The sequence below is a fragment of the Brevibacillus ginsengisoli genome (genome assembly GCF_050113715.1).
GTDB lineage: Bacteria > Bacillota > Bacilli > Brevibacillales > Brevibacillaceae > Brevibacillus_H > Brevibacillus_H ginsengisoli.
On record NZ_JBNJQR010000004.1, the window covers coordinates 358580 to 378303 of the forward strand.

Sequence of the window (19724 nt, forward strand, 5' to 3'; positions counted from 1 at the left end):
TGCTATCTTTTTTCGGTTAGTGGCTGCTCAATTGCGCCTGTAAATCCGTTCACGAAATGAATCTTTCCATTATGAATGAAACGCCACACCGGAGCTAGTACTTGTAAATCGGCATCGTACTCATGTCCGAAGTAGCCCAACTCCACATCCGTAATTTTCTCGCCGCTTTGAATCAACTCTTTATCCACTAGTGACCGTAATGCCGTATACGCGGAAATCACTTGTCTCCCCGCTCCTTGATTGCGTATCTGTACATAGGTCTGTCGGTATCCGATGGCCATGTCGTTCTTCAAGTATATTTCCAGCGGAGCCACATAGACCGGAATTCCGTCGTAGATTTGCCAGAACAACATCTTGTTCCCTTGCAACAAACGGATGTCCTGCCGGTATTGATTGGAGTACATGATCTTTTGATTAATCTGTCTAAGAAACTCATCAGGATTCTTCCGGTCAGGCGCGGGAATGGGTGGGACAAATTTGGAGACCAAACCATTCTTCTCCAAGGTGATCTGTTGTCCCGGCATCTCTTTCGCCATCAAAGAATCAAAACCGAGGTACTCTACATTAATATAGTTCATTTCTCTGGTCTCTTGGGGAACTTCTACCTGTAACGTAATCTGCTTCGAGGCAAGATAGGATTCCACGTCCGAGGCTTGCCCTGAATTCACCTCATGATCCATCCAATGCTGGGTCCTGGAGGCATATACCTGATAACCGAGAAACATATCGAGAAGCAGAAAGGCCCAGATCAGGACGGTTTTGGCTTTACTCCAATCCACGTACCTTTCCACCTCCTGCTTTAGATTTGGCTGGGATTATCTTAGAGGAGCCATTCGCCAGTTCTACCACCCATGTCGGCGAGAGCTCCACGTACCCTTGATAACTGACGTTTTCATACGCCAAGTATGCTCTTGTAATCATATTGACGTCAACATTCTGCGCTCGTAGCACTTGGTATAACTCTGGCCCAGACATAATCGTCCACTCTTTAAAATTGATGTAGCGGTCCAAATCAATAATCGGTTGTTTAAGTGAAACAATCTGGCCTTGCTCTGAATTAACAACAACTTCATCAAAAGAGGAATTATCTTTGGAGATCATCGGATAGGCCCCAAGATACTGCCTGAACGAAATGACATCGCCGTCTCCCGCATGTTCTTCAATTCGTTCAAAGCGGAATGTATCCGTCCAACCAAGATGCTGGTTAATGAAGTTGACGGCGCCGCGTAGTTTGTCTTCTGTGGTCAGGTTCTCTTTTTGTTGCGGTAAAACAGGATCGGTATACGTCATCATCGGCTGGCCTGGCCGGATTTGAATCGATCTGGTTCCGTCCGTAAAAATAACGGTTCCGTCCCGCTCTACTACTTGTCTTACCAATGAAGGGTCTAAGAAGAACGCCTGAATCAGCCCTTCGTTCGGGATCGGCTTGATTGAATACAAGAATTGACGCATTTTGAACGACTCTTTTGGCAGATAGTAGATTTTCCAATAATCCGTGAGCTGGGTATTCGGAACTAGTGAATTATGTGTTCGCGCCGCCTTTAAAATTTGTTCTGGAAGGTGTTTGCCCAAAGGCAAGAACGACTCCCGTAAATCTTTGGAACTTACAACCGTCCGCGCCCGAATAATTCGCTGGTCATCATCTGACAGAAACAACGCATACACCATATCTTCCCGTTCTTCATAATACAGCCAAATCCGATTAATTCCTTTGAGATCCCCTTCAATCTCCCCGCGGAACGTAAAGAACTGACTGATCAGCGAAAGCGGAACCGTTGAACGAAACTGAATTTCTATTCCCTGCTTGTCCTTGGTTAGTGACTGCCACTTCTCGCCAGTCAGCGGAAAGTAGGCAAAATCATAAAAGTACCACTTACTCATCAACGAACTTAATACACGAAATTGAGCGTCATTTGCGTTGGCTCTGGTATGATGGTCATTTCCATAATGGAAGACAATCGATTCTGGTTCAATTAGTTCCTCCAGCTGTTTCGATTGCCCCACAGTCTTGGAGTCAACATACGTCGTTGGCGCAATCAGCTCAAACTTCGGTTGGTTCTGCCAAAGCAACCAGGTTAAAACGAAACTGGTCAGCACCAAAACATTAAGTAGCACAGATTTTGTTGTTTCTCTCCAATTATTCAACCTGCCCACCCCGATCCGCAAATGGCAACCAGAAAGCAACCGTTGTCCCTTCATTTAACTCACTGGTAATTTCAATATCCGATCCGTGGGACTGGACTAATTCCCGGGCAATAGCCAGCCCTAGTCCGGTTCCCCCCTGACTGCGTGATCGTGCCTTATCTACTCGGTAAAAGCGCTCGAATATCCGGCGGAGATCCCGCTTTGGAATACCAATCCCCGTATCCATAATCCATACGTTCACTCTTCTGGTCTCGGGATTGGCTTCGGCCTGAATGACGACTGAGCCGCCGCTGGTCGTATATTTAATCGCATTCGAGATTAGGTTGTCCAATACTTGGGTAATGGCATCCTGATCCGCGTAGACTTCTGGCAGAGAATCTGGAACCTCCAACCGCAACTGGATTCCGCCCTGTTCCGCTTGCATCGAAAAGCGATCCGCGGCATAGTGAATCAGCTGCCTGAAATCGATTACTCTAGGTTTGATTTGGCTGCCTTGTGAATCCAGTCTGGACAGTTGAAGCAAATCATTCACGAGACGAATCATCCGCTCCGTTTCATTCATTGTAACACCAAGAAACCGCTGAGATATCTCAGGGTCGGAATTGGCTCCATCCAATAAGGCCTCCACATAGCTTTTAATGGTCGTTAAAGGAGTCCTCAACTCGTGTGAAACATTGGCGACAAACTCACGTCTCTGTTGTTCCAGACGAGCTTGCTCGGTTACGTCTTGCAGAACGGCAATCAGGCCACCTTTTTTCCCGCTATCCTGTTGGAGCGGTGTAAATGTGACACGAAGGAGAATGGTTTCTCGATTCGCCAGCATCATCTCGAGTAGAAGCGGGGCAGATTCCGCAAACAGCGGCATTTCTTCTTCAGGTGGAAGGCGCAGTACATCGTAGAGCGTTTGACTGTGCGAAAGGGCGTCACCCACCTTCACTTCCAGCATTTCCTCGGCCGAACGGTTCATGAGAATAATTCGTCCCTCCCGATCGGTCGCAATCACGCCATCGCTCATATTGGCCAGCACCTGTGACAGCTTCTCCCGTTCTTCTTCCTGTTCCACAATCGCTTCTTGCAGTCGTCTGGTCATATAGTTAAAGGCCATGCCTAACTGCCCGATCTCGTCCTCGTTGTACACCTGAACGGTTCGGTTAAAATCTCCGTTAGCCACTGCCTTCGCTTGTCGGGTCATCTCTTTTACTGGAGTTGTGATGGTTCGCGCCAGCACCACGCCCAAACCAGCAGTCAAAATCAAGGCAATCCCTGTACCAACTGCTAGAATGTTGGTGATCTTGCTGATCGTCGTGTACATATCCTCCATCGTGGCCACCATGTAGACAACACCGTAGACGACATTACCCTTTTTGACAGGAATGACTAACATCTTCACCCGATGGCCTGTTTGAGGATCAATACGCAGCGCCTCATTACGTGTACCCATCAAGGCAATCGTAACTTCGCTTTGCGCCGTTTTTTGACCAATGATCCCCTTGTTGTCTTCATTCGTACTAATGATCGTTCCATTCTGATCGATGATGCGGACGTTCGCTTTCAAGCCGACCAGATTGTGAACCAGATTATCAATATCTGCTTTGACGCTGGCATCATCATGCTTCTCATCGATGGGTGTACTTAGGTACTTGCCCAAATGTGTAGCCAACAAAGATGCCTGTGCGTTCAATGTCTCGTTAAAGTTGTTCGTGTAATAGCTCTCTACCTCGCGGGCAAAGTACGCTCCAATAAACTGCATCGCAATGAGAATCAACAGCATATAAATGACGACTAACTTCCATTGAATCGTCTTGAATAATTTGGAGCGAGTCATTACAACGTTCCTCCAAGACTCGGATTACGCAGTGTATAACCCAACCCCCGTCTTGTAATGATATATTTCGGCTGGCTGGGATCATCCTCAATTTTCTCACGCAAGCGACGAACCGTTACATCCACAGTACGAACATCGCCAAAGTAATCAAATCCCCAAACCGCTTGCAATAAATGCTCCCGGGTCAGCACTTGCCCCTGGTGCCTTGCAAGATATACCAGCAGCTCGAACTCCCGATGAGTTAATTCCAGTGTCTCTCCAAACTTGGACACCGTATAGGAATGAGAATCAATCTCTAATTCATGAATACGTAGGAGATGGCTTCCACGATCAGCTGTTTTGGGCTTTTGCCTCCGCAAATGGGCTTTTACCCTCGCTAAAAGCTCTCTTGCACTAAATGGCTTCGTCACATAATCATCCGCGCCAAGTTCTAGACCTAGCACCTTATCCAGCTCAGAATCCTTGGCCGTCAGCATAATAATTGGCATCTCATACTCCTGGCGAACGATTCGGCAGACGTCCATTCCGTCTCGTCCAGGCAACATGACATCCAGTAGAATCAAATCAGGTTTCTCCGCGTGTACCAATTCGATTACACTCTCTCCATCATAAGCGCAAATTACCTGATAGCCTTCCTTTTCCAAGGTAAACTTCAGAATGTCCGCAATTGGTCTTTCATCATCCACCACGAGAAGCTTTGCCATAAACGTTCACCTCTTTTCTAACTACTCCAATTCCACTCATTTTGTTTAAATTCCTGCCATTTATGCCTTTATCAAAATAAGGAAGGCCGCTCCCCAACGGAACCGGCCCCTATGTTTCAGTTATTTTATTATACTATTTTCTCAGGTAAGTAGCTGGATTCTGGAGTGCACCGTTCTTGTGAATCTCAAAGTGTACGTGTACACCTGTTGAGTCACCCGTAGAGCCCATTATTCCCAGCGCTTTCCCTTGAGGGACAACTTCTCCTACTTGCACGTCAATTGAACGCATATGCCCATACAAAGTGACTAAGCCATTGCCGTGATCAATTGTAACCGAATTCCCATAATCTCCATTCCAGCCTGCCTGAATGACACGACCATTATCGGCTGCACGGATTGTTCCCGAACCAGCAATGTCGATCCCTTTATGCAGTCTGCCCCAACGCATGCCAAATCCGCTGCTGACATAGCCTCTGGCAGGCCAAATAAATCTGCCTGTACCACGGGAAGGAATTACTTTGGTTCCACGTTCTACGACTTTCGCTACCGGGTTAGAGACAATTTGTTGATTCACTACTTCACGACTTACAACTTGTCCATTTTCCTTGGTAACTTTATAGGTTACTCTTTTGGTGCCCTCTTTGCCTTCCTGAACGACTTTGGTTTCGCCTTTTGGCATCGAGCTGTTGGCTTTGGTTTGTTCTGTATACTGAATCGTTTCGTCTTGCGCCTTTTCTTCTGTTACCTGAACAGTTACCAAAGGTCGCTGTGCTGTTACGTTAATCTCTTGTCCTAATTTCAATACGGTGTTCTCCGTGATCCCTGGATTGTTGGCATAAATATCCTTTGATCGGATACCGTATTTGGCTGCAATGCAACCGATACAGTCGCCTGGCTGTACGACGTGTACAACCTGCTTAAATGTCCCTTTGCGAAGCAGCTCCTCCAGCTTGTCCGCATCAAGAACCTGAGCGGCTGGAGCGGAATCGGTCTTGGTATCGACTGTTTCCTTAAACTTCACTTGTTTCTTAGCATCCTTGACTGCGTCATTAATGGAAGCAGCAACCGCTGATTTTTTCTTCGATTCTGTCGGGACTACACCGCCAAAGCTTTGCTTGATATCCGCGAGTACCTTATCGGCTGTCGCTTGATCAGGCGCATACCCAACAGCTTGTCCATTCACGATAATTTTAACCGCTTCCACCTTTATGTTTGATTCCTGTGATAAAGCGGCAATCGCGGCATTGTTATCAAAGTTAGGCTTAAAGCCTTTCTCTTCCGTATACGTAATATAATCGGACATTTTTAGGCTCAACCCATTATGCTTCGCTTGTTCTTCTTTTAGTTTGGCTTCTGCCCATTTATTGACGACATCTGGGTTATCAACAACACCCATTTCCTTGCCGTTCACGTTCACATGGTAAACTGTATGTACATTGGATTGATAGTAATATGTAGACAAGCCTCCGATTGAAGCCGTTAGGAATAGAACTGCGGAGATAATACTTGCTTGTTTCTTGTTGTTTTCTACGTAAGACCAAGCTTTCTTTGTGAAATCTTTGGCCCTCTGACTGTTGCTTCGAAGGAACGTACCCGTTCGTTGCGTAAGCCAGATCTTCCAATCAACCGACTGCATTATATCCCTCCCCGAAAAAATTTTGAGTTCTAGGTCTAACAGAATATTCTCATAAATTCGGTATTTGGTTTTTTCTACCTAATTCAACAGTGAAATTCTTCCAAAATACCTATGAAAATCACTATTACGACTTTACCATAAGAAAGATTACCTCATCAAGTGTTAAATCTCGTCGAATAACCTCGAACCATAAGTATCATAATATGTACATAGTTTTGTAAAAAATGGTTTACAATTGTCCAAAATTGTAAAAAAAGGAGATTGTTCCTCATGGATGTAACCCGTAACATTCTTGCTGGGTTTAAATCGTTAGATGCGGCAGATCGTGCGTCTAAAGCCCTACAACAAGCTGGCTTTGAAACCGTTCAAGTCGATAGTGTGGGTCAATATCCCGGTGAAGGCGTTGAGAAAGTCATGAATCCAATCACAGGCGAGATTCCAGGCTTAGGGAATCTGACCTTGGATGCTGATTTCCAAAATGGACGCGACGCCAGTGTGTTAGCCGCAGCCGATCCTAGTGCGAGTGGAATGTCGGATGGCGGCCAGGATGCAATCGGCTCCAGTGTATTACTTACCGCAGTTGTCCCTGAGAATAGAGGAAACGAAGCAACCGAACTCATCCGCTCGTTCGGCGGAAAAGTATAACAGGCGCCACCTTTCCCTCTTATATAAGGAAAGGTGGCTATTTTCGTTGAATCATTAGCGTCTGACCTCAACCATAGAGGTTACATCTCGAAGCGCAAGTCGACGGAAAGATGTCATTTCTGTATTTTCTTTCTCATACGTTGTAATGAAGCAGATATATCCTTTGCTTACATGAGACATGGTGCCATTAATCACAATGCCGTTATACATTTTCACTTCAACCTTTTTGCCGATCAACTTCATCGCTTTGGAATCAAATCCGAATTTCATTACTCAACACCTCATTTTGTTGTGGTATGGGATACCATATGCCCAGAAGGCTGTAACTGGTGACTGTCCTCTTGATCATTTTTGGAAAAAACTTTTAACAGCTTGACCATGTGTATTGAAACTGTAAGGAGCAACTGGCGAAAAACAGATGAACATAAAAAAGACCGTCTATTGAGACGGTCTTTTCGCTTGATACGCAATTATTTGTTACGCGTAAATTCCTCGAACCACAACAGTTTGCTCACGGTCAGGACCAACTGAGAAGATCGAGAGCGGAATTCCTGTTAATTGGGTAATACGCTCGATATAGTGACGAGCATTCTCAGGGAGATCGTTAATGTTAGTAACACCCGTAATATCTTCAGTCCAACCTGGTAGGTCTTCATAAACTGGCTCACACTTCGCCAGAATACGCAAGTTAGCCGGGAACTCTTCAATGATCTCACCATTGTATTTATAAGCGGTACAAATACGCAGCGTCTCAATTCCAGTCAATGTATCTAGCTTGGTAACAGCCAATCCGGTGATTCCACTAACGCGACGTGCGTGACGTACAACCACACTGTCAAACCACCCAATTCGACGTGGGCGGCCTGTTACTGTTCCAAATTCTGCTCCAACTTCGCGGATATGGTCACCTGTTTCATCCAACAATTCAGTTGCGAATGGGCCATCACCCACGCGTGTTGTATACGCTTTGGCTACACCAATTACTTGGTGAATTTTCGATGGTCCTACACCAGAGCCAATGGTTACACCACCAGCAATCGGGTTGGAAGAAGTGACATAAGGATAGGTTCCTTGGTCAATATCAAGCATAACGCCTTGAGCACCTTCAAACAGGACACGATTCCCTTTATCAATCACATCATTCAATATAACTGATGTATCTGTCACATATTGACGTATAATTTCAGCGTATCCAAGGTATTCTTCCAAGATATCTTTTAATTCAAATCCAGTCGTGTTATACAGTTTCTCAAGAACACGGTTTTTCTCAACAAGATTCTGAGTTAACTTACGCTCGAATTCTTCTGGATCCATTAAATCAGCGATACGAATACCGCTGCGCGCAGCTTTATCCATGTAAGCAGGTCCAATCCCTTTACGGGTGGTACCAATTTTATTTTCACCCTTATTATCTTCTTCAACGCTATCCAGTTTGATATGGTAAGGCATGATAACATGAGCACGATTGCTGATTTTCAAATTCTTAGTGGAGAATCCGAAGCTATGAATGTACTCCAATTCTTTTACGAGTGCTTTCGGATCAATAACCATCCCGTTACCGATCACGCAAACCTTGTCTTTATAAAAGATTCCAGATGGAATCAAATTCAACTTGTACTTATTTCCACCAAAAATAATGGTGTGGCCTGCGTTATTCCCCCCTTGATAGCGAGCAACAACCTCAGCTGATTCTGCTAAGTAATCTGTAATTTTACCTTTACCTTCATCGCCCCATTGGCTCCCGACGACAACTACAGTTGACATGGAAAAAACCTCCCGATTCTAGTCATATCATACGTTGGGCACAAACAAACTTAGTTTACTAAAGTAAAGTGCGAATGTCAACGTAAACACGAACAATTATAAAAATAAACTCTTAGTATGTTCGGATGTAGCGAAATATATAATCAAAACAAAAAAATGTGGCAGTTATTATCCTGCCACATCTCGATAGCGATGATCCAAACTAACAAATTTATTATATTCTTTTAGGAACGCCAACTCGACTGTCCCGGTTGGGCCGTTACGTTGCTTGGCGATAATAACCTCAATTACGTTTTTGGCTTCGGATTCCTTATCGTAGTAGTCATCGCGATACAAGAAAGCGACGATATCAGCATCCTGCTCGATGGAACCTGATTCACGAATATCGGACATCATCGGTCGTTTATCCTGCCGTTGTTCAACGGAACGACTCAGCTGAGACAAGGCGATAACCGGAACATTCAGCTCACGCGCAATTCCTTTTAGCGTACGAGAAATCTCGGATACTTCCTGCTGTCGGTTATCTCCCTTACCACGGCCATGAATTAACTGCAAGTAGTCGATCAGGATCATTCCCAACCCTCGTTCCTGCTGCAGTCTTCTGCACTTGGCGCGGATATCCTGTACGGTAACACCTGGTGAGTCATCAATATAAACCGGTGCCTTGGCCAACGTTCCAATCGCCATCGTCAGCTTCTGCCAATCATCTTCTTCCAGCCAGCCTGTCCGCATTCGTTGCGCATCCAGGTTGCCCTCGGCACAAATCATACGTTGCACCAGCTGGGAAGCCGCCATCTCTAATGAAAAAATAGCGACTGTCTCGCCTGCACGGGCCGCAACATTCTGAGCGACGTTAAGGGCAAAAGCCGTTTTCCCTACTGAAGGACGTGCAGCCAATATGATTAAGTCGGAACGCTGAAATCCGGAGGTCATCTTATCCAGATCAGGATAACCGGACGGAATGCCCGTCACATCACCGCGGCGCTGGCTTAAGAATTCGATCCGATCATACGTCTCCATCAAAGCATCGCGTATTGGTGTAAACCCGCCGCTGTTGCGATTCTGAGCAATCTCTAAAATATATTTTTCCGCATCGGCAATAATCTCTCCAACTTCATCTTCCCGTGAATACCCATCGTTGGCGATCTTCGTAGCCGTCAGAATCAAACGACGGAGCAACGCCTTCTCTTCTACAATACGGGCGTAGTATTCAATATTGGCAGCTGTCGGAACTGAACTCGCCAGATCGGTTAAATAGGCGACTCCCCCGATTTCCTCCAATAGCTTGGCATCCTGTAGCTCTGCCGTTACCGTAACGAGATCGACTGGCTCTCCCTTTTCGTAAAGATCCATCATGACCTTAAAGATTCGCTGATGAGAGGAGCGATAAAAGTTTTCGGGGCGAAGGATTTCGATAGCGGTAATCAGAGCTTCCTTGGCTAGGAACACGGCACCAAGAACGGATTGCTCAGCTTCTATATTTTGCGGTGGCACACGATCCATGAACAGCTCGCTCACATCTTATCCCTCACTTACTGCCTGTTATTTGACTCGTATTTATTCCTCTACTACGTGTACCTTCAAAGTAGCTGTCACATCGTGGTGAAGTTTTACTTTTACTTGAGTTACACCTAGTGAACGGATCGCTTCCATGTCTAATTTGCGTTTATCCAACTTAATTTTAAACTGTTTCTCTAAAGCTTCAACTACTTGTTTACTGGAAATTGCCCCAAACAAACGACCGCCTTGGCCAGCTTTTCCAGTTAATTTAACTGTCATCTCATCCATCTTGGCTGCAAGCTCTTGTGCTTCCAGCTTTTCTTGCTCTTTGCGCTTCTCCATGCTTTTTTGTTGCGCTTCATGAGTTTTGACATTACCTTCTGTCGCTTCTTTTACCAAACCTCTTGGCAGCAAGAAGTTGCGTACATAACCTTCAGAGAGATCCTTGATATCGCCTTTTTTTCCTTGTCCTTTTACATCTTTAAGAAAAATAACTCGCATCTTATATTCCTCCTCTTTACAACCCTAACGATCTAATACTTCCTTGAGTTGTTGGACGGCTTCCTCTATTGTGATATCACTGAGTTGACAAGCTGCGCCTGTCAAGTGACCTCCACCGCCTAGCTGCTCCATAATCGATTGAACGTTCATATCACCCAGTGAACGGGCGCTAATCAAAACGGTGTTATCCGCACGCTTGGCAACCACAAATGATGCTTGTATACCAGAAAGCGTTAACAAAAGCTCTGCCGCTTGGGCTACTTCTACCTGTGTATAGGATTCATCCTGACTGCCAGTCGAAATCGCTAAACTGCCACGGTATATCTCCGTATTCATGACAATCCGTGCCCGCTTCACAAAATGCTGCAGATCTTCTTTAAGGAAGCGCTGAACCATCGCGGTATCGGCCCCGTTACGTCGCAAGAATGACGCAGCCTCAAAGGTCCTCGACCCTGTACGGAAAGCAAAGCTCTTCGTATCCACCACGATACCAGACAACAAAGATGTCGCGATCAGGTTGTCGATATTAATTCGGTCACTCTGATACTGCAAAAGCTCTGTGACAAGCTCCGATGTCGAGGATGCGTACGGTTCCAAATAAATCAGTACCGGATCATTCACAAATTCTTCAGCCCGTCTGTGGTGATCGATTACGACGATCCGGTTCGTCTCTTGTAATAATCTCGGCTCAATTGTAAGAGACGGACGATGAGTATCGACAATCACGAGCAAAGTACGGCCCGAGATGAGGTGCATGGATTGCTCTGGTGTTACAAACGATTCCGAAAGCGACTCATGCTCGGCTACTTCCTTCATCAGCCGCTCAATAGACTGATTCACTTCATCCAAAACAATATAGCCGACTTTGTTATGAATCTGCACAGATTTCAAGACACCTAACGAAGCCCCGATGGAGTCCATATCCGGGTGCTTATGGCCCATGATAATCACGTGATCCGCTTCGTGAATAAGGTCACGCAAGGCATGCGCGATAACCCTTGCCCTTACACGAGTTCGCTTTTCTACCGCATTGGATTTTCCGCCGTAGAACGATAGCTTGTTACCCACCTTGACTGCCGCCTGGTCTCCACCGCGTCCAAGTGCGATATCCAAGCTGGATTGCGCAATTTGCCCCAGCTCAATATACGATGAAACACCTGCCGCTACCCCAATACTTAATGTAATCGGGATTTTGTTATCCGCGGTCATTTCCCTTACGACGTCAAGAATATCGAAGCGGCTTTCCTCCAGCTTATCCAGCGTCTGACGGTCGAATAACGCCAAGAACTTATCTGCTGTAAAGCGACGCAAATAGATGCCATTCTTGGTTGCCCATTCATTAATGACACCAGCCACACTAGTGGAGAGAAGTGTACGGCTTTGATCATCCATGACCTGCCCCACTTCATCCAGATTGTCCAGATGAATAATGGCAATAACGGACTTCTCATAGTTATAGCGAAGTAGTAGTTCCTTATGTTCACTGATATCAGTAAAATACAGCAGTCGTTCTTCTGGACGAACCAGGACCTCATAGATCCGATCGTTGTAGGTGAGTTCCAGACGTTTTTGATCAGGTTTAAGCTCAAGTCCAGGAAACACATCCGCCAAGCTTTTACTAATCAATCCTTCTTCGCCTGTAATCTCCTGCATATATGGATTGGTCCATTCAATATCCTTGTCCTCGTTGTAGAGCAAAATGCCAAGAGGCATCTCTTGAATGACGCTTTCACCAGCTTTTTTTACCCTGTGACTGATGGTTGCCAAATACAGACGAAGCTCTCGTTGAAACGTTCTCTCCATCTGCACAGTATAAAAGACCAAACCGATTACACACACAATGCCAAGTGCTCCATACATCCAGTGGTATATGGTTAGAATCGCTAACAGCATCATAATGAAGCTGAGAGCTAAGACCATATGTAGCCCATACCAGCGCTTTAAAAGGAACTTGGGCATTTCCTCAGCTCCTCTTTTACATTCTTCTTTCTATCCGGTTCCGCAAACCAATTCCTAAATCAAAGATGCCTAGTAAACTTAGTATAGTATTTAGGGGAGTAAAAATAAATACAATAAGCAACCATGTGAATTTATTCCATCCCTTGATGTGAAACCAAAAGAAACAAAAACTTAACCCTTGAATCGTAAAAAGTATCTCTAACACAAATCGAAGGTTCAGGATTGCCTTCCCGTAAAAAGTCCCGGAAACGGACTGATAGAAAAGCATCATAAACAGTAACGTTAAGAAGTAATAGTAAATCAACGAACGAGGTAAACTCCACTCCCTAAATGGCTTCAACGCAGGAATAGGAGAGCCCAACCGCTTAGTGATGATTCGAGACATCCAGTGATTCAAGCCACTGACCATAAAGCTCGTCATCATAATAGATGCCGGGAACAAAGAAATCATCATTTCAAAATTCTTCTCGATAAAATCCCGATACTGTGCTTCTGTCATATTTGCGGGCAAGCTGGGAATCGGCATTGCCTCCACTTCTGTAATCACTTGTTTTAGCTGTCCCACGATATCAACATTCAATCCGTAAATGGAGATTACCAGGAAGCTGATAATGGTCAGGAGCATAGCACCCGCTCCGCCCAACACTGCAGGGATGGCTGTCTTCTTCTTTTGGTATAGATAACCCATAACCAATCCTACAGTAGCCAACATAACAGCAGGCAAAATCATAAACGGTCCACTGATGATCAGACTCAGTAATCCAAAAGTCGCAATAATAAACAACATATCGCGGAGTGCTCTTTGTCGGGCCAGCAAAATAAACGGAATCGGAATGATCATTAAGACTAAACCACCTAATAATGTATAGGTAGCCAATAGCAGAAACACTGTTGCGATTCCCAGCATAATGGCGTTTTCCGCTAGTTGTCTTGTCCGATTGAACATGTATAAGCTACCCCCTCTCTAGTGGTAATTCCAAACTTGCTACTATGTAAACAATTGGTCGCTTTCATTATCATATCATATGTCAGTAGATAGTAAAAAAGAGGGTCACTCAATCGTGCCCCTCTTCTTTATATGGTTCAAACTTATTCAGCAGTATATGGTAACAATGCTACTTGACGAGCACGTTTGATCGCGATTGTCAAAGCACGTTGATACTTCGCGGAAGTACCAGTAACACGGCGAGGTAAGATTTTACCGCGCTCGCTGATGAACTTTCTCAGCAAATCGATATCTTTATAATCGATCTTTTTGATCTTGTTCACTGTGAAGAAGCAAACTTTACGACGTTTATTCGGACGTCCTTTGCGTGCCATGAAAAGTCCCTCCCTTTCTTAAGGAATGTGATAATTTCTTAATGACTTCTAGCTACTACTTCGTTAGAACGGCAGGTCATCGTCAGAAATATTGATCGGTTTCCCTGCATCAGCGAAAGGATCGTTAAACGGATCGAAGTCATTACCTTTGCTAGCTGGCTTGGAACCTCCACCAAATCCGGGATCGAATCCGTTCCCTTCTTCTTTAGAGCCTAAGAACTGAACATTTTCCGCCACGACTTCTGTTACGTATACTTTTTTACCCTCTTTATTATCATAGGATCTGGATTGAATACGACCTTCTACTGCAGCTTGTCTACCTTTTCTCAGATAGTTGGCGCATAAGTCGGCTAATTTACTCCAAGCCACGATGTTAATGAAGTCAGCTTCACGCTCGCCAGTTTGACTGGTACGGGCACGACTCACTGCCAGAGTAAAAGTGGTAACAGCGGTGCCATTTGGTGTGTAACGCAGTTCTGGATCCTTCGTAAGCCTGCCGATAAGAATAACTCGATTCAGCATGAACAAAACCTCCGCAGACGACTATTACTGTTCTTCTCTTACGAAGAGGAAGCGAATAACGTCGTCGTTAATTTTCATCAGACGCTCAGCTTCTGCTACTGCATCAGCATTCGCTTTGAAGTTCATCAAAACATAGAAACCATCACGGAACTTTTTGATTTCATAAGCAAGACGACGCTTACCCATTTCTTGAAGTTTGGTGATTTCTCCACCGAAGCTAGTAACGACTTCGCTGTAACGAGCTACGTTCGCTTTCACTTTCTCTTCTTCAAGGTCTGGACGTAATACGTACATTACTTCGTATTGACGCATACCTTTTTCACCTCCTTTTGGACTAAACGGCCCTGTACGGGCAAGGAGCGAGTGCTAGTTGGAAACATAACAGTGATGCACCCAATAAAATACTCGCATTCTTGTATTGTATCAAATTACTCCTTGCTAGGCAAGGTGGAAATTATACGTTAAAACGGAAGTGAATAACATCGCCGTCTTTCACGATGTATTCTTTTCCTTCAAGACGGTACTTACCTTTTTCACGAGCAGCATTCACTGAACCTGCTTCCACCAAGTCATCATATGCTACTAATTCTGCACGAATAAATCCGCGTTCAAAGTCAGTATGAATGACACCAGCAGCCTGTGGAGCTTTCATGCCTTGTTTGATCGTCCAGGCACGAACTTCTTGCACCCCAGCCGTGAAGTAGGTAACCAAACCAAGCAAGTTGTACGCTGCGCGGATCAAACGATCAAGACCCGACTCCTGCAAACCAAGCTCTTCTAGGAACATATCCTTGTCTTCTCCTTCAAGCTCGGCAATCTCGGATTCTACTTTGGCGCTAATGACAACAATCTCAGCGCCTTCAGTAGCGGCATGAGCCTTAACCGCTTGCACATGAGGATTGCTCTCATAGTTGGTAATCTCATCTTCCGCCACATTGCATACGTACATCATTGGTTTGATCGTGAGCAAATGCAGATCACGAACCAGCTTTTGCTCTTCTTCGTCCAACGCAACAGCACGAGCCGCATGGCCTTCTTCAAAAGCAGCTTGCAGCTTTTCCAATACATCCAGCTCTTGTTTCGCTTCTTTATCGCCCGCTTTTACTTTGCGGCCAATGCGCTCAATACGACGAGTAACCGAATCCAGGTCAGCGAAGACAAGCTCCAGGTTGATGGTTTCAATATCGCTTAAAGGATCTACTTTACCCGCTACGTGTGTGATGTTCTCGTCCTCGAAGCAGCGAACAACCTGAGCGATCGCATCTACTTCACGGATGTGAGCCAAGAACTGGTTACCCAAACCTTCGCCTTTGCTTGCTCCTTTTACCAGACCGGCAATATCAACAAATTCAAAAGCGGTAGGAACCACTTTGTTCGGCACAACGATTTCGGTCAATTTAGTCAAACGAGGATCTGGAACTTCTACAATCCCTACGTTTGGATCAATCGTACAAAACGGATAATTGGCAGATTCCGCCCCCGCTTGGGTAATCGCGTTAAACAGGGTCGATTTTCCTACGTTCGGCAACCCTACGATCCCACATGACATTCCCATCTATAAACAACTCCTTATTATCCGATAATATAGGCATCCTTTTCAGTATAAAGATTTGCCCACAAGATTACAATTGAATTAAAAACCACTCCACTAAGCCCCACATTGGTCCCATTTATCTCTGCGACAGGCGATAACGATTAACAGGGCGCCCAATCCCACCGTATTGAATGTCGCGTGTCAGCTTTCCTGTTTTCTCAAGGAATTCCAGGTACCGTCTAGCCGTTACCCTAGCGATTCCGACTTGGTCGGCAACCTCATCAGCGGACAGCGCTGTCTGTTGTTCCATCATAAAGTAGACCACTTGCTTAAGTGTCAGTGAATTGAGTCCTTTGGGCAGATTATCCTGTTCAATATCTGTGGAAACCCGTCTACCTGCGATAATATGATCAAGTTCCGACTGCGTAACCGTCCTCTTTTCAGTGAAATTCGCTCGAAAATGCCTGTATTTCTCCAGCGCCTGTTTCATGCGTTCAAACTTGAATGGCTTGATGATGTAATCAATCGCACCGTTGCGTAATGTCTCTTGAATAGTCGTCATCTCTTTGGCAGCCGAAATAATGATGACGTCCACCGGGTAAGACGCAGAACGTATCTCGTGCAAGGTCTCAATTCCATCCAAAAGCGGCATGAAAATATCCATAATCACTAAATCAGGTTTCAATTCCTTCAAAAGCTCCAAGCCTTCCCGCCCATTTCCAGCAATCCCGCAAACGATAAAACCTTCTACCCGTTCGACGAATTGACGGTTCACTTCCTGTACCATTGGATCATCTTCAATCAGCAAAACGGAAAACCGCTCATTATCCATGCGTATTTCCTTCCTTCATCGGGAATGTGAGAACAAAGCTTGTCCCCATACCTGGAGTCGAGTCACATCGCAGCTCTCCATTGGTTCTGGAAATAATCTGATGTACTAGATTAAGTCCAATCCCGCGATGAACCTGTTGTTTCGTCGAAAAGCCCCGCTCCATCATTAGTTGTTGAACTTCCGGTTCCATGCCGCAGCCATTATCTTCTACCAACAAAGAGAGGATTTCCTCGTCTTGTTCCATGCTGATGATGACCTCTTTATTCTCCCGTTCTACTTGTTGTAGAGCATCAAACGCATTCTCTATGAGATTTCCAATTATAATGACAAAATCATGTCGATCCATCTGATTCGGAAAGCGATCCAAGTTGCTTCTTCGGTCAATGGTGACTGTAATGCCCAGCTCTTTCCCTCTGCTTACCTTGCTTAGCAATAATCCGGAAATACTGGTGTCTTGGATTTGTTGTGTTAAAAAATCAGTCATTTCCTTTTGCTGTTCGGATATTTGAAACAGATATTCCAATGCTTTATCAACCGCTCCGAGTTGTAACAAGCCCGCTATCGTATGCAGCTTGTTCATATGTTCGTGGTTTTGCACCCGCAGTGCGTCGACAAACTTACGAACTCCAGTCAGCTCCTCCGCCAGATTGGTTACCTCCGTCAAATCCTGAAAGATGGCCAGAGCTCCGACCGTTTGCTGATTGACCTTAATCGGTACCCGGTTGGACATGATAATCGTATTTCCCACATTTAATTCCTGGTTGTAAATGGGCTGCTGCAGCTCAAGAATCTCGGGCAATCGGGAATCTGGTATTACTTCCCAAATATTCTGGCCGATTACCTCACCCGTTATCCCAAAGATTTCCTTGGCCTTCTCATTAAATATCGTGATGTTCTCCTGATTATCGATCGCGATAACACCCTCATGCATGGCATGAAAAGTATCTGTCCGCTCGCGCAAAATCCGAGCGATCTCATGAGGTTCCAAGTTATACATCTGCTTCTTCATGTGTTTGGCCAACTGCCAAGAGCCCCAAATTCCAAACAGGACCGATAACAGGAAGGTTATCATGATATAGCCTTGTTTATCGTAGAGGATCTCACTGATACTTGGCAGAAGGTGTCCAGCCATGACTACGCCGATCTGCCGATGCTCTTCATCCATTATGGGAACGTAGGCGCGTATTGCTGTGCCTAATTCACCCTCAACCTTGGAAGTGTAAGTATGTTCGGCAAAAGCCAAATCTTCATCCCTGCCAATCGACTTAGTCCCAATCCGCTCTTGAATTGGATCAGACAGCCTAACTCGATTCATATCCATGACGACAATGTAGGTGGCATCATTAATCATGCGTAGTCGTCTAGTGATCGGGTTAATGGTTTTCCAGCCGTCCGGTTTATTTATCGATTCCTTGATCATAGGGATCTCCGCAACCGAACGCGCTGTAATAAGCAAACGCTGACCAACCTCATCTTCCTTCATTTTAATAAATCCGCCTAAAACAATAATGCCTCCGATAAGTAAAGAGAACAGCACAATGCCAAAGGAAAGCAGAGTGATCTTCCAGTGGATTTTTACGTTCTTTAACAGAAGAATATCCCCTTTGTCTCTTTGAATGGATGAATTTACTCGCTACAAATATTGTGAAATAATAAAGAGAATTTATCAACTTTAATAAATGGAGATCCTCGCTTATGAGATCAATCATCGGAATCAGCATCATTATTATTGGAATTTTGATAACAGCTGTCGTCATTGGGTTTCGTTCTGAATTAGGCTCGAATAACTTATCCTACGACGATGAACAGAAAGGACTTAATCAACGAATCATCATCAAATTCAGTCACGTCGTTGCCGAAAACACACCGAAAGGATTAGCTGTTGATCAATTTGCTAACCTTGTTTCTGAAAAAACCAACGGAAAAGTTGAAGTACAGGTTTACCCTAATGGCATCCTTTATTCCGATAAGGACGAGTTCCAGGCGTTATGGCAGGGGAATATCCAGATGATCGCACCAGCCTATTCCAAAATTTCTACGCTATACCCAAGCTGGATGGTGCTAGATCTTCCGTTCGCTTTCCCCAACCAACAAGCAGTAGATGAATCGCTCCACGGAGAGATCGGACAGATTCTGTTTCATACCCTTGAGTCAAAAAATATGAAAGGACTGGCCTTCTGGAGCAACGGTTTCAAGCAAGTAACCAGCAACCAACATCCCATCCTTACACCCAAAGACTTCCGTGAACAAAAAATTCGGATCATGCCAAGCAAAGTCCTTGAAGATCAATATCGGCTGCTCGGCGCCCAGCCAGTTCCAATTCCTTTTAATGAAGTCTATCAAAACATTGAGAACGGAACAGTTGATGGGCAGGAAAATACTATCTCAAATATATTTACTAAAAGACTGTATCTTGGACAAAAATATTTAACCTTAAGTAACCATGGCTATTTGGGATATGCCGTGATTGTGAACAAATCATTCTGGGACAAACTCCCCTCTGACATTCAAGACAAGATTCAGGAAGCTTTACAAGAAACGAGTGTTTGGAATAACCAGAAGGCCGTTTCTATGAATGAAAAGCAATTAAATGAGCTTCGCACGATGTCGGTCCTCCAGATCCATGAACTAACGAATGAACAGCGTAATCAATGGATTCAAGCAACAGATCCACTGTATAACAAATATGCAGACACCATTGGCTATGGTTTGGTGAATAAGGTAAAACAAATTCGAAATAAATACGCGTATCCTCAACCGCGATGAAGCCTGGAGAACACTCTCCAGGCTTATTTTTTTCGTAGACCAAAACGACCAAAAAGAACAATATGACCATA

19 protein-coding genes are annotated in these 19724 nt (G+C 44.8%); 2 read left to right on the top strand and 17 right to left on the bottom strand.

Annotated elements, in window-relative coordinates; translation table 11 throughout:
• Positions 1 to 2: 2 nt before the first annotated feature.
• The 5 genes from ACQCN2_RS11130 to ACQCN2_RS11150 all read right to left on the bottom strand — a co-directional run bounded on the left by ACQCN2_RS11130 (position 3) and on the right by ACQCN2_RS11150 (position 6310).
• Complete coding sequence (locus ACQCN2_RS11130) at positions 3 to 779, bottom strand: two-component system regulatory protein YycI (protein ID WP_426928978.1); 777 nt, start codon at positions 777 to 779, stop codon at positions 3 to 5.
• Positions 766 to 2145, bottom strand: a complete 1380-nt coding sequence (locus ACQCN2_RS11135; RefSeq protein WP_426928979.1) for a YycH family regulatory protein — start codon at positions 2143 to 2145, stop codon at positions 766 to 768. Before ACQCN2_RS11135 ends, ACQCN2_RS11130 begins: the two co-directional genes overlap by 14 nt.
• Positions 2138 to 3970 (bottom strand): cell wall metabolism sensor histidine kinase WalK, encoded by a 1833-nt coding sequence (gene walK / locus ACQCN2_RS11140; RefSeq protein ID WP_426928980.1) that lies wholly within the window; start codon positions 3968 to 3970, stop codon positions 2138 to 2140. Before walK ends, ACQCN2_RS11135 begins: the two co-directional genes overlap by 8 nt.
• On the bottom strand, positions 3970 to 4674 hold the full coding sequence (gene yycF / locus ACQCN2_RS11145) for a response regulator YycF (protein ID WP_426928981.1): 705 nt from the start codon (positions 4672 to 4674) through the stop codon (positions 3970 to 3972). Before yycF ends, walK begins: the two co-directional genes overlap by 1 nt.
• Positions 4675 to 4807: 133 nt before the next feature.
• Complete coding sequence (locus ACQCN2_RS11150; RefSeq protein WP_426928982.1) at positions 4808 to 6310, bottom strand: peptidoglycan DD-metalloendopeptidase family protein; 1503 nt, start codon at positions 6308 to 6310, stop codon at positions 4808 to 4810.
• Positions 6311 to 6580: 270 nt separating this feature from the next.
• On the opposite strand from ACQCN2_RS11150, the gene ACQCN2_RS11155 reads away from it, so the two are divergent.
• On the top strand, positions 6581 to 6955 hold the full coding sequence (locus tag ACQCN2_RS11155) for a hypothetical protein (protein WP_426928983.1): 375 nt from the start codon (positions 6581 to 6583) through the stop codon (positions 6953 to 6955).
• A 54-nt stretch (positions 6956 to 7009) separates the two neighbouring features.
• Here the strand turns inward: ACQCN2_RS11155 and ACQCN2_RS11160 are convergent, their stop codons facing one another.
• The 12 genes from ACQCN2_RS11160 to ACQCN2_RS11215 form a co-directional block, all read right to left on the bottom strand.
• On the bottom strand, positions 7010 to 7225 hold the full coding sequence (locus ACQCN2_RS11160; RefSeq protein ID WP_426928984.1) for a hypothetical protein: 216 nt from the start codon (positions 7223 to 7225) through the stop codon (positions 7010 to 7012).
• Positions 7226 to 7432: 207 nt separating this feature from the next.
• The gene (locus ACQCN2_RS11165; RefSeq protein ID WP_426928985.1) at positions 7433 to 8719 is read right to left on the bottom strand and encodes an adenylosuccinate synthase; all 1287 of its coding nucleotides are present in this window, start codon (positions 8717 to 8719) and stop codon (positions 7433 to 7435) included.
• Between the two features lie 168 nt (positions 8720 to 8887).
• Positions 8888 to 10237, bottom strand: a complete 1350-nt coding sequence (gene dnaB, locus ACQCN2_RS11170) for a replicative DNA helicase (protein WP_426928986.1) — start codon at positions 10235 to 10237, stop codon at positions 8888 to 8890.
• 39 nt (positions 10238 to 10276) lie between these two features.
• Entirely contained in the window at positions 10277 to 10720 is a 444-nt protein-coding gene (gene rplI / locus ACQCN2_RS11175) for a 50S ribosomal protein L9 (RefSeq protein WP_426928987.1), read from the bottom strand.
• Positions 10721 to 10744: 24 nt separating this feature from the next.
• Positions 10745 to 12679, bottom strand: a complete 1935-nt coding sequence (locus ACQCN2_RS11180; RefSeq protein WP_426928988.1) for a DHH family phosphoesterase — start codon at positions 12677 to 12679, stop codon at positions 10745 to 10747.
• A gap of 16 nt (positions 12680 to 12695) precedes the next feature.
• Positions 12696 to 13625 (bottom strand): YybS family protein, encoded by a 930-nt coding sequence (locus tag ACQCN2_RS11185; protein ID WP_426928989.1) that lies wholly within the window; start codon positions 13623 to 13625, stop codon positions 12696 to 12698.
• A 143-nt stretch (positions 13626 to 13768) separates the two neighbouring features.
• The gene (gene rpsR, locus ACQCN2_RS11190; protein ID WP_426928990.1) at positions 13769 to 13999 is read right to left on the bottom strand and encodes a 30S ribosomal protein S18; all 231 of its coding nucleotides are present in this window, start codon (positions 13997 to 13999) and stop codon (positions 13769 to 13771) included.
• Positions 14000 to 14062: 63 nt separating this feature from the next.
• Positions 14063 to 14521 (bottom strand): single-stranded DNA-binding protein, encoded by a 459-nt coding sequence (locus ACQCN2_RS11195; RefSeq protein WP_426928991.1) that lies wholly within the window; start codon positions 14519 to 14521, stop codon positions 14063 to 14065.
• Between the two features lie 24 nt (positions 14522 to 14545).
• Positions 14546 to 14833 carry a 30S ribosomal protein S6 gene (rpsF, locus tag ACQCN2_RS11200; protein ID WP_426928992.1) on the bottom strand — a complete coding sequence of 96 codons (288 nt, stop codon included), beginning with the start codon at positions 14831 to 14833 and terminating at the stop codon, positions 14546 to 14548.
• Between the two features lie 142 nt (positions 14834 to 14975).
• On the bottom strand, positions 14976 to 16076 hold the full coding sequence (ychF, locus tag ACQCN2_RS11205) for a redox-regulated ATPase YchF (RefSeq protein WP_426928993.1): 1101 nt from the start codon (positions 16074 to 16076) through the stop codon (positions 14976 to 14978).
• Positions 16077 to 16191: 115 nt separating this feature from the next.
• Positions 16192 to 16887: a response regulator gene (locus ACQCN2_RS11210; protein ID WP_426928994.1), complete on the bottom strand. Its 696-nt coding sequence runs from the start codon at positions 16885 to 16887 to the stop codon at positions 16192 to 16194.
• Positions 16880 to 18478, bottom strand: coding sequence for an ATP-binding protein (locus tag ACQCN2_RS11215; RefSeq protein ID WP_426929054.1), 1599 nt, complete (start codon positions 18476 to 18478; stop codon positions 16880 to 16882). Before ACQCN2_RS11215 ends, ACQCN2_RS11210 begins: the two co-directional genes overlap by 8 nt.
• Before the next feature lie 104 nt (positions 18479 to 18582).
• On the opposite strand from ACQCN2_RS11215, the gene ACQCN2_RS11220 reads away from it, so the two are divergent.
• Positions 18583 to 19653: a DctP family TRAP transporter solute-binding subunit gene (locus tag ACQCN2_RS11220; protein WP_426928995.1), complete on the top strand. Its 1071-nt coding sequence runs from the start codon at positions 18583 to 18585 to the stop codon at positions 19651 to 19653.
• Positions 19654 to 19724: the final 71 nt, after the last annotated feature.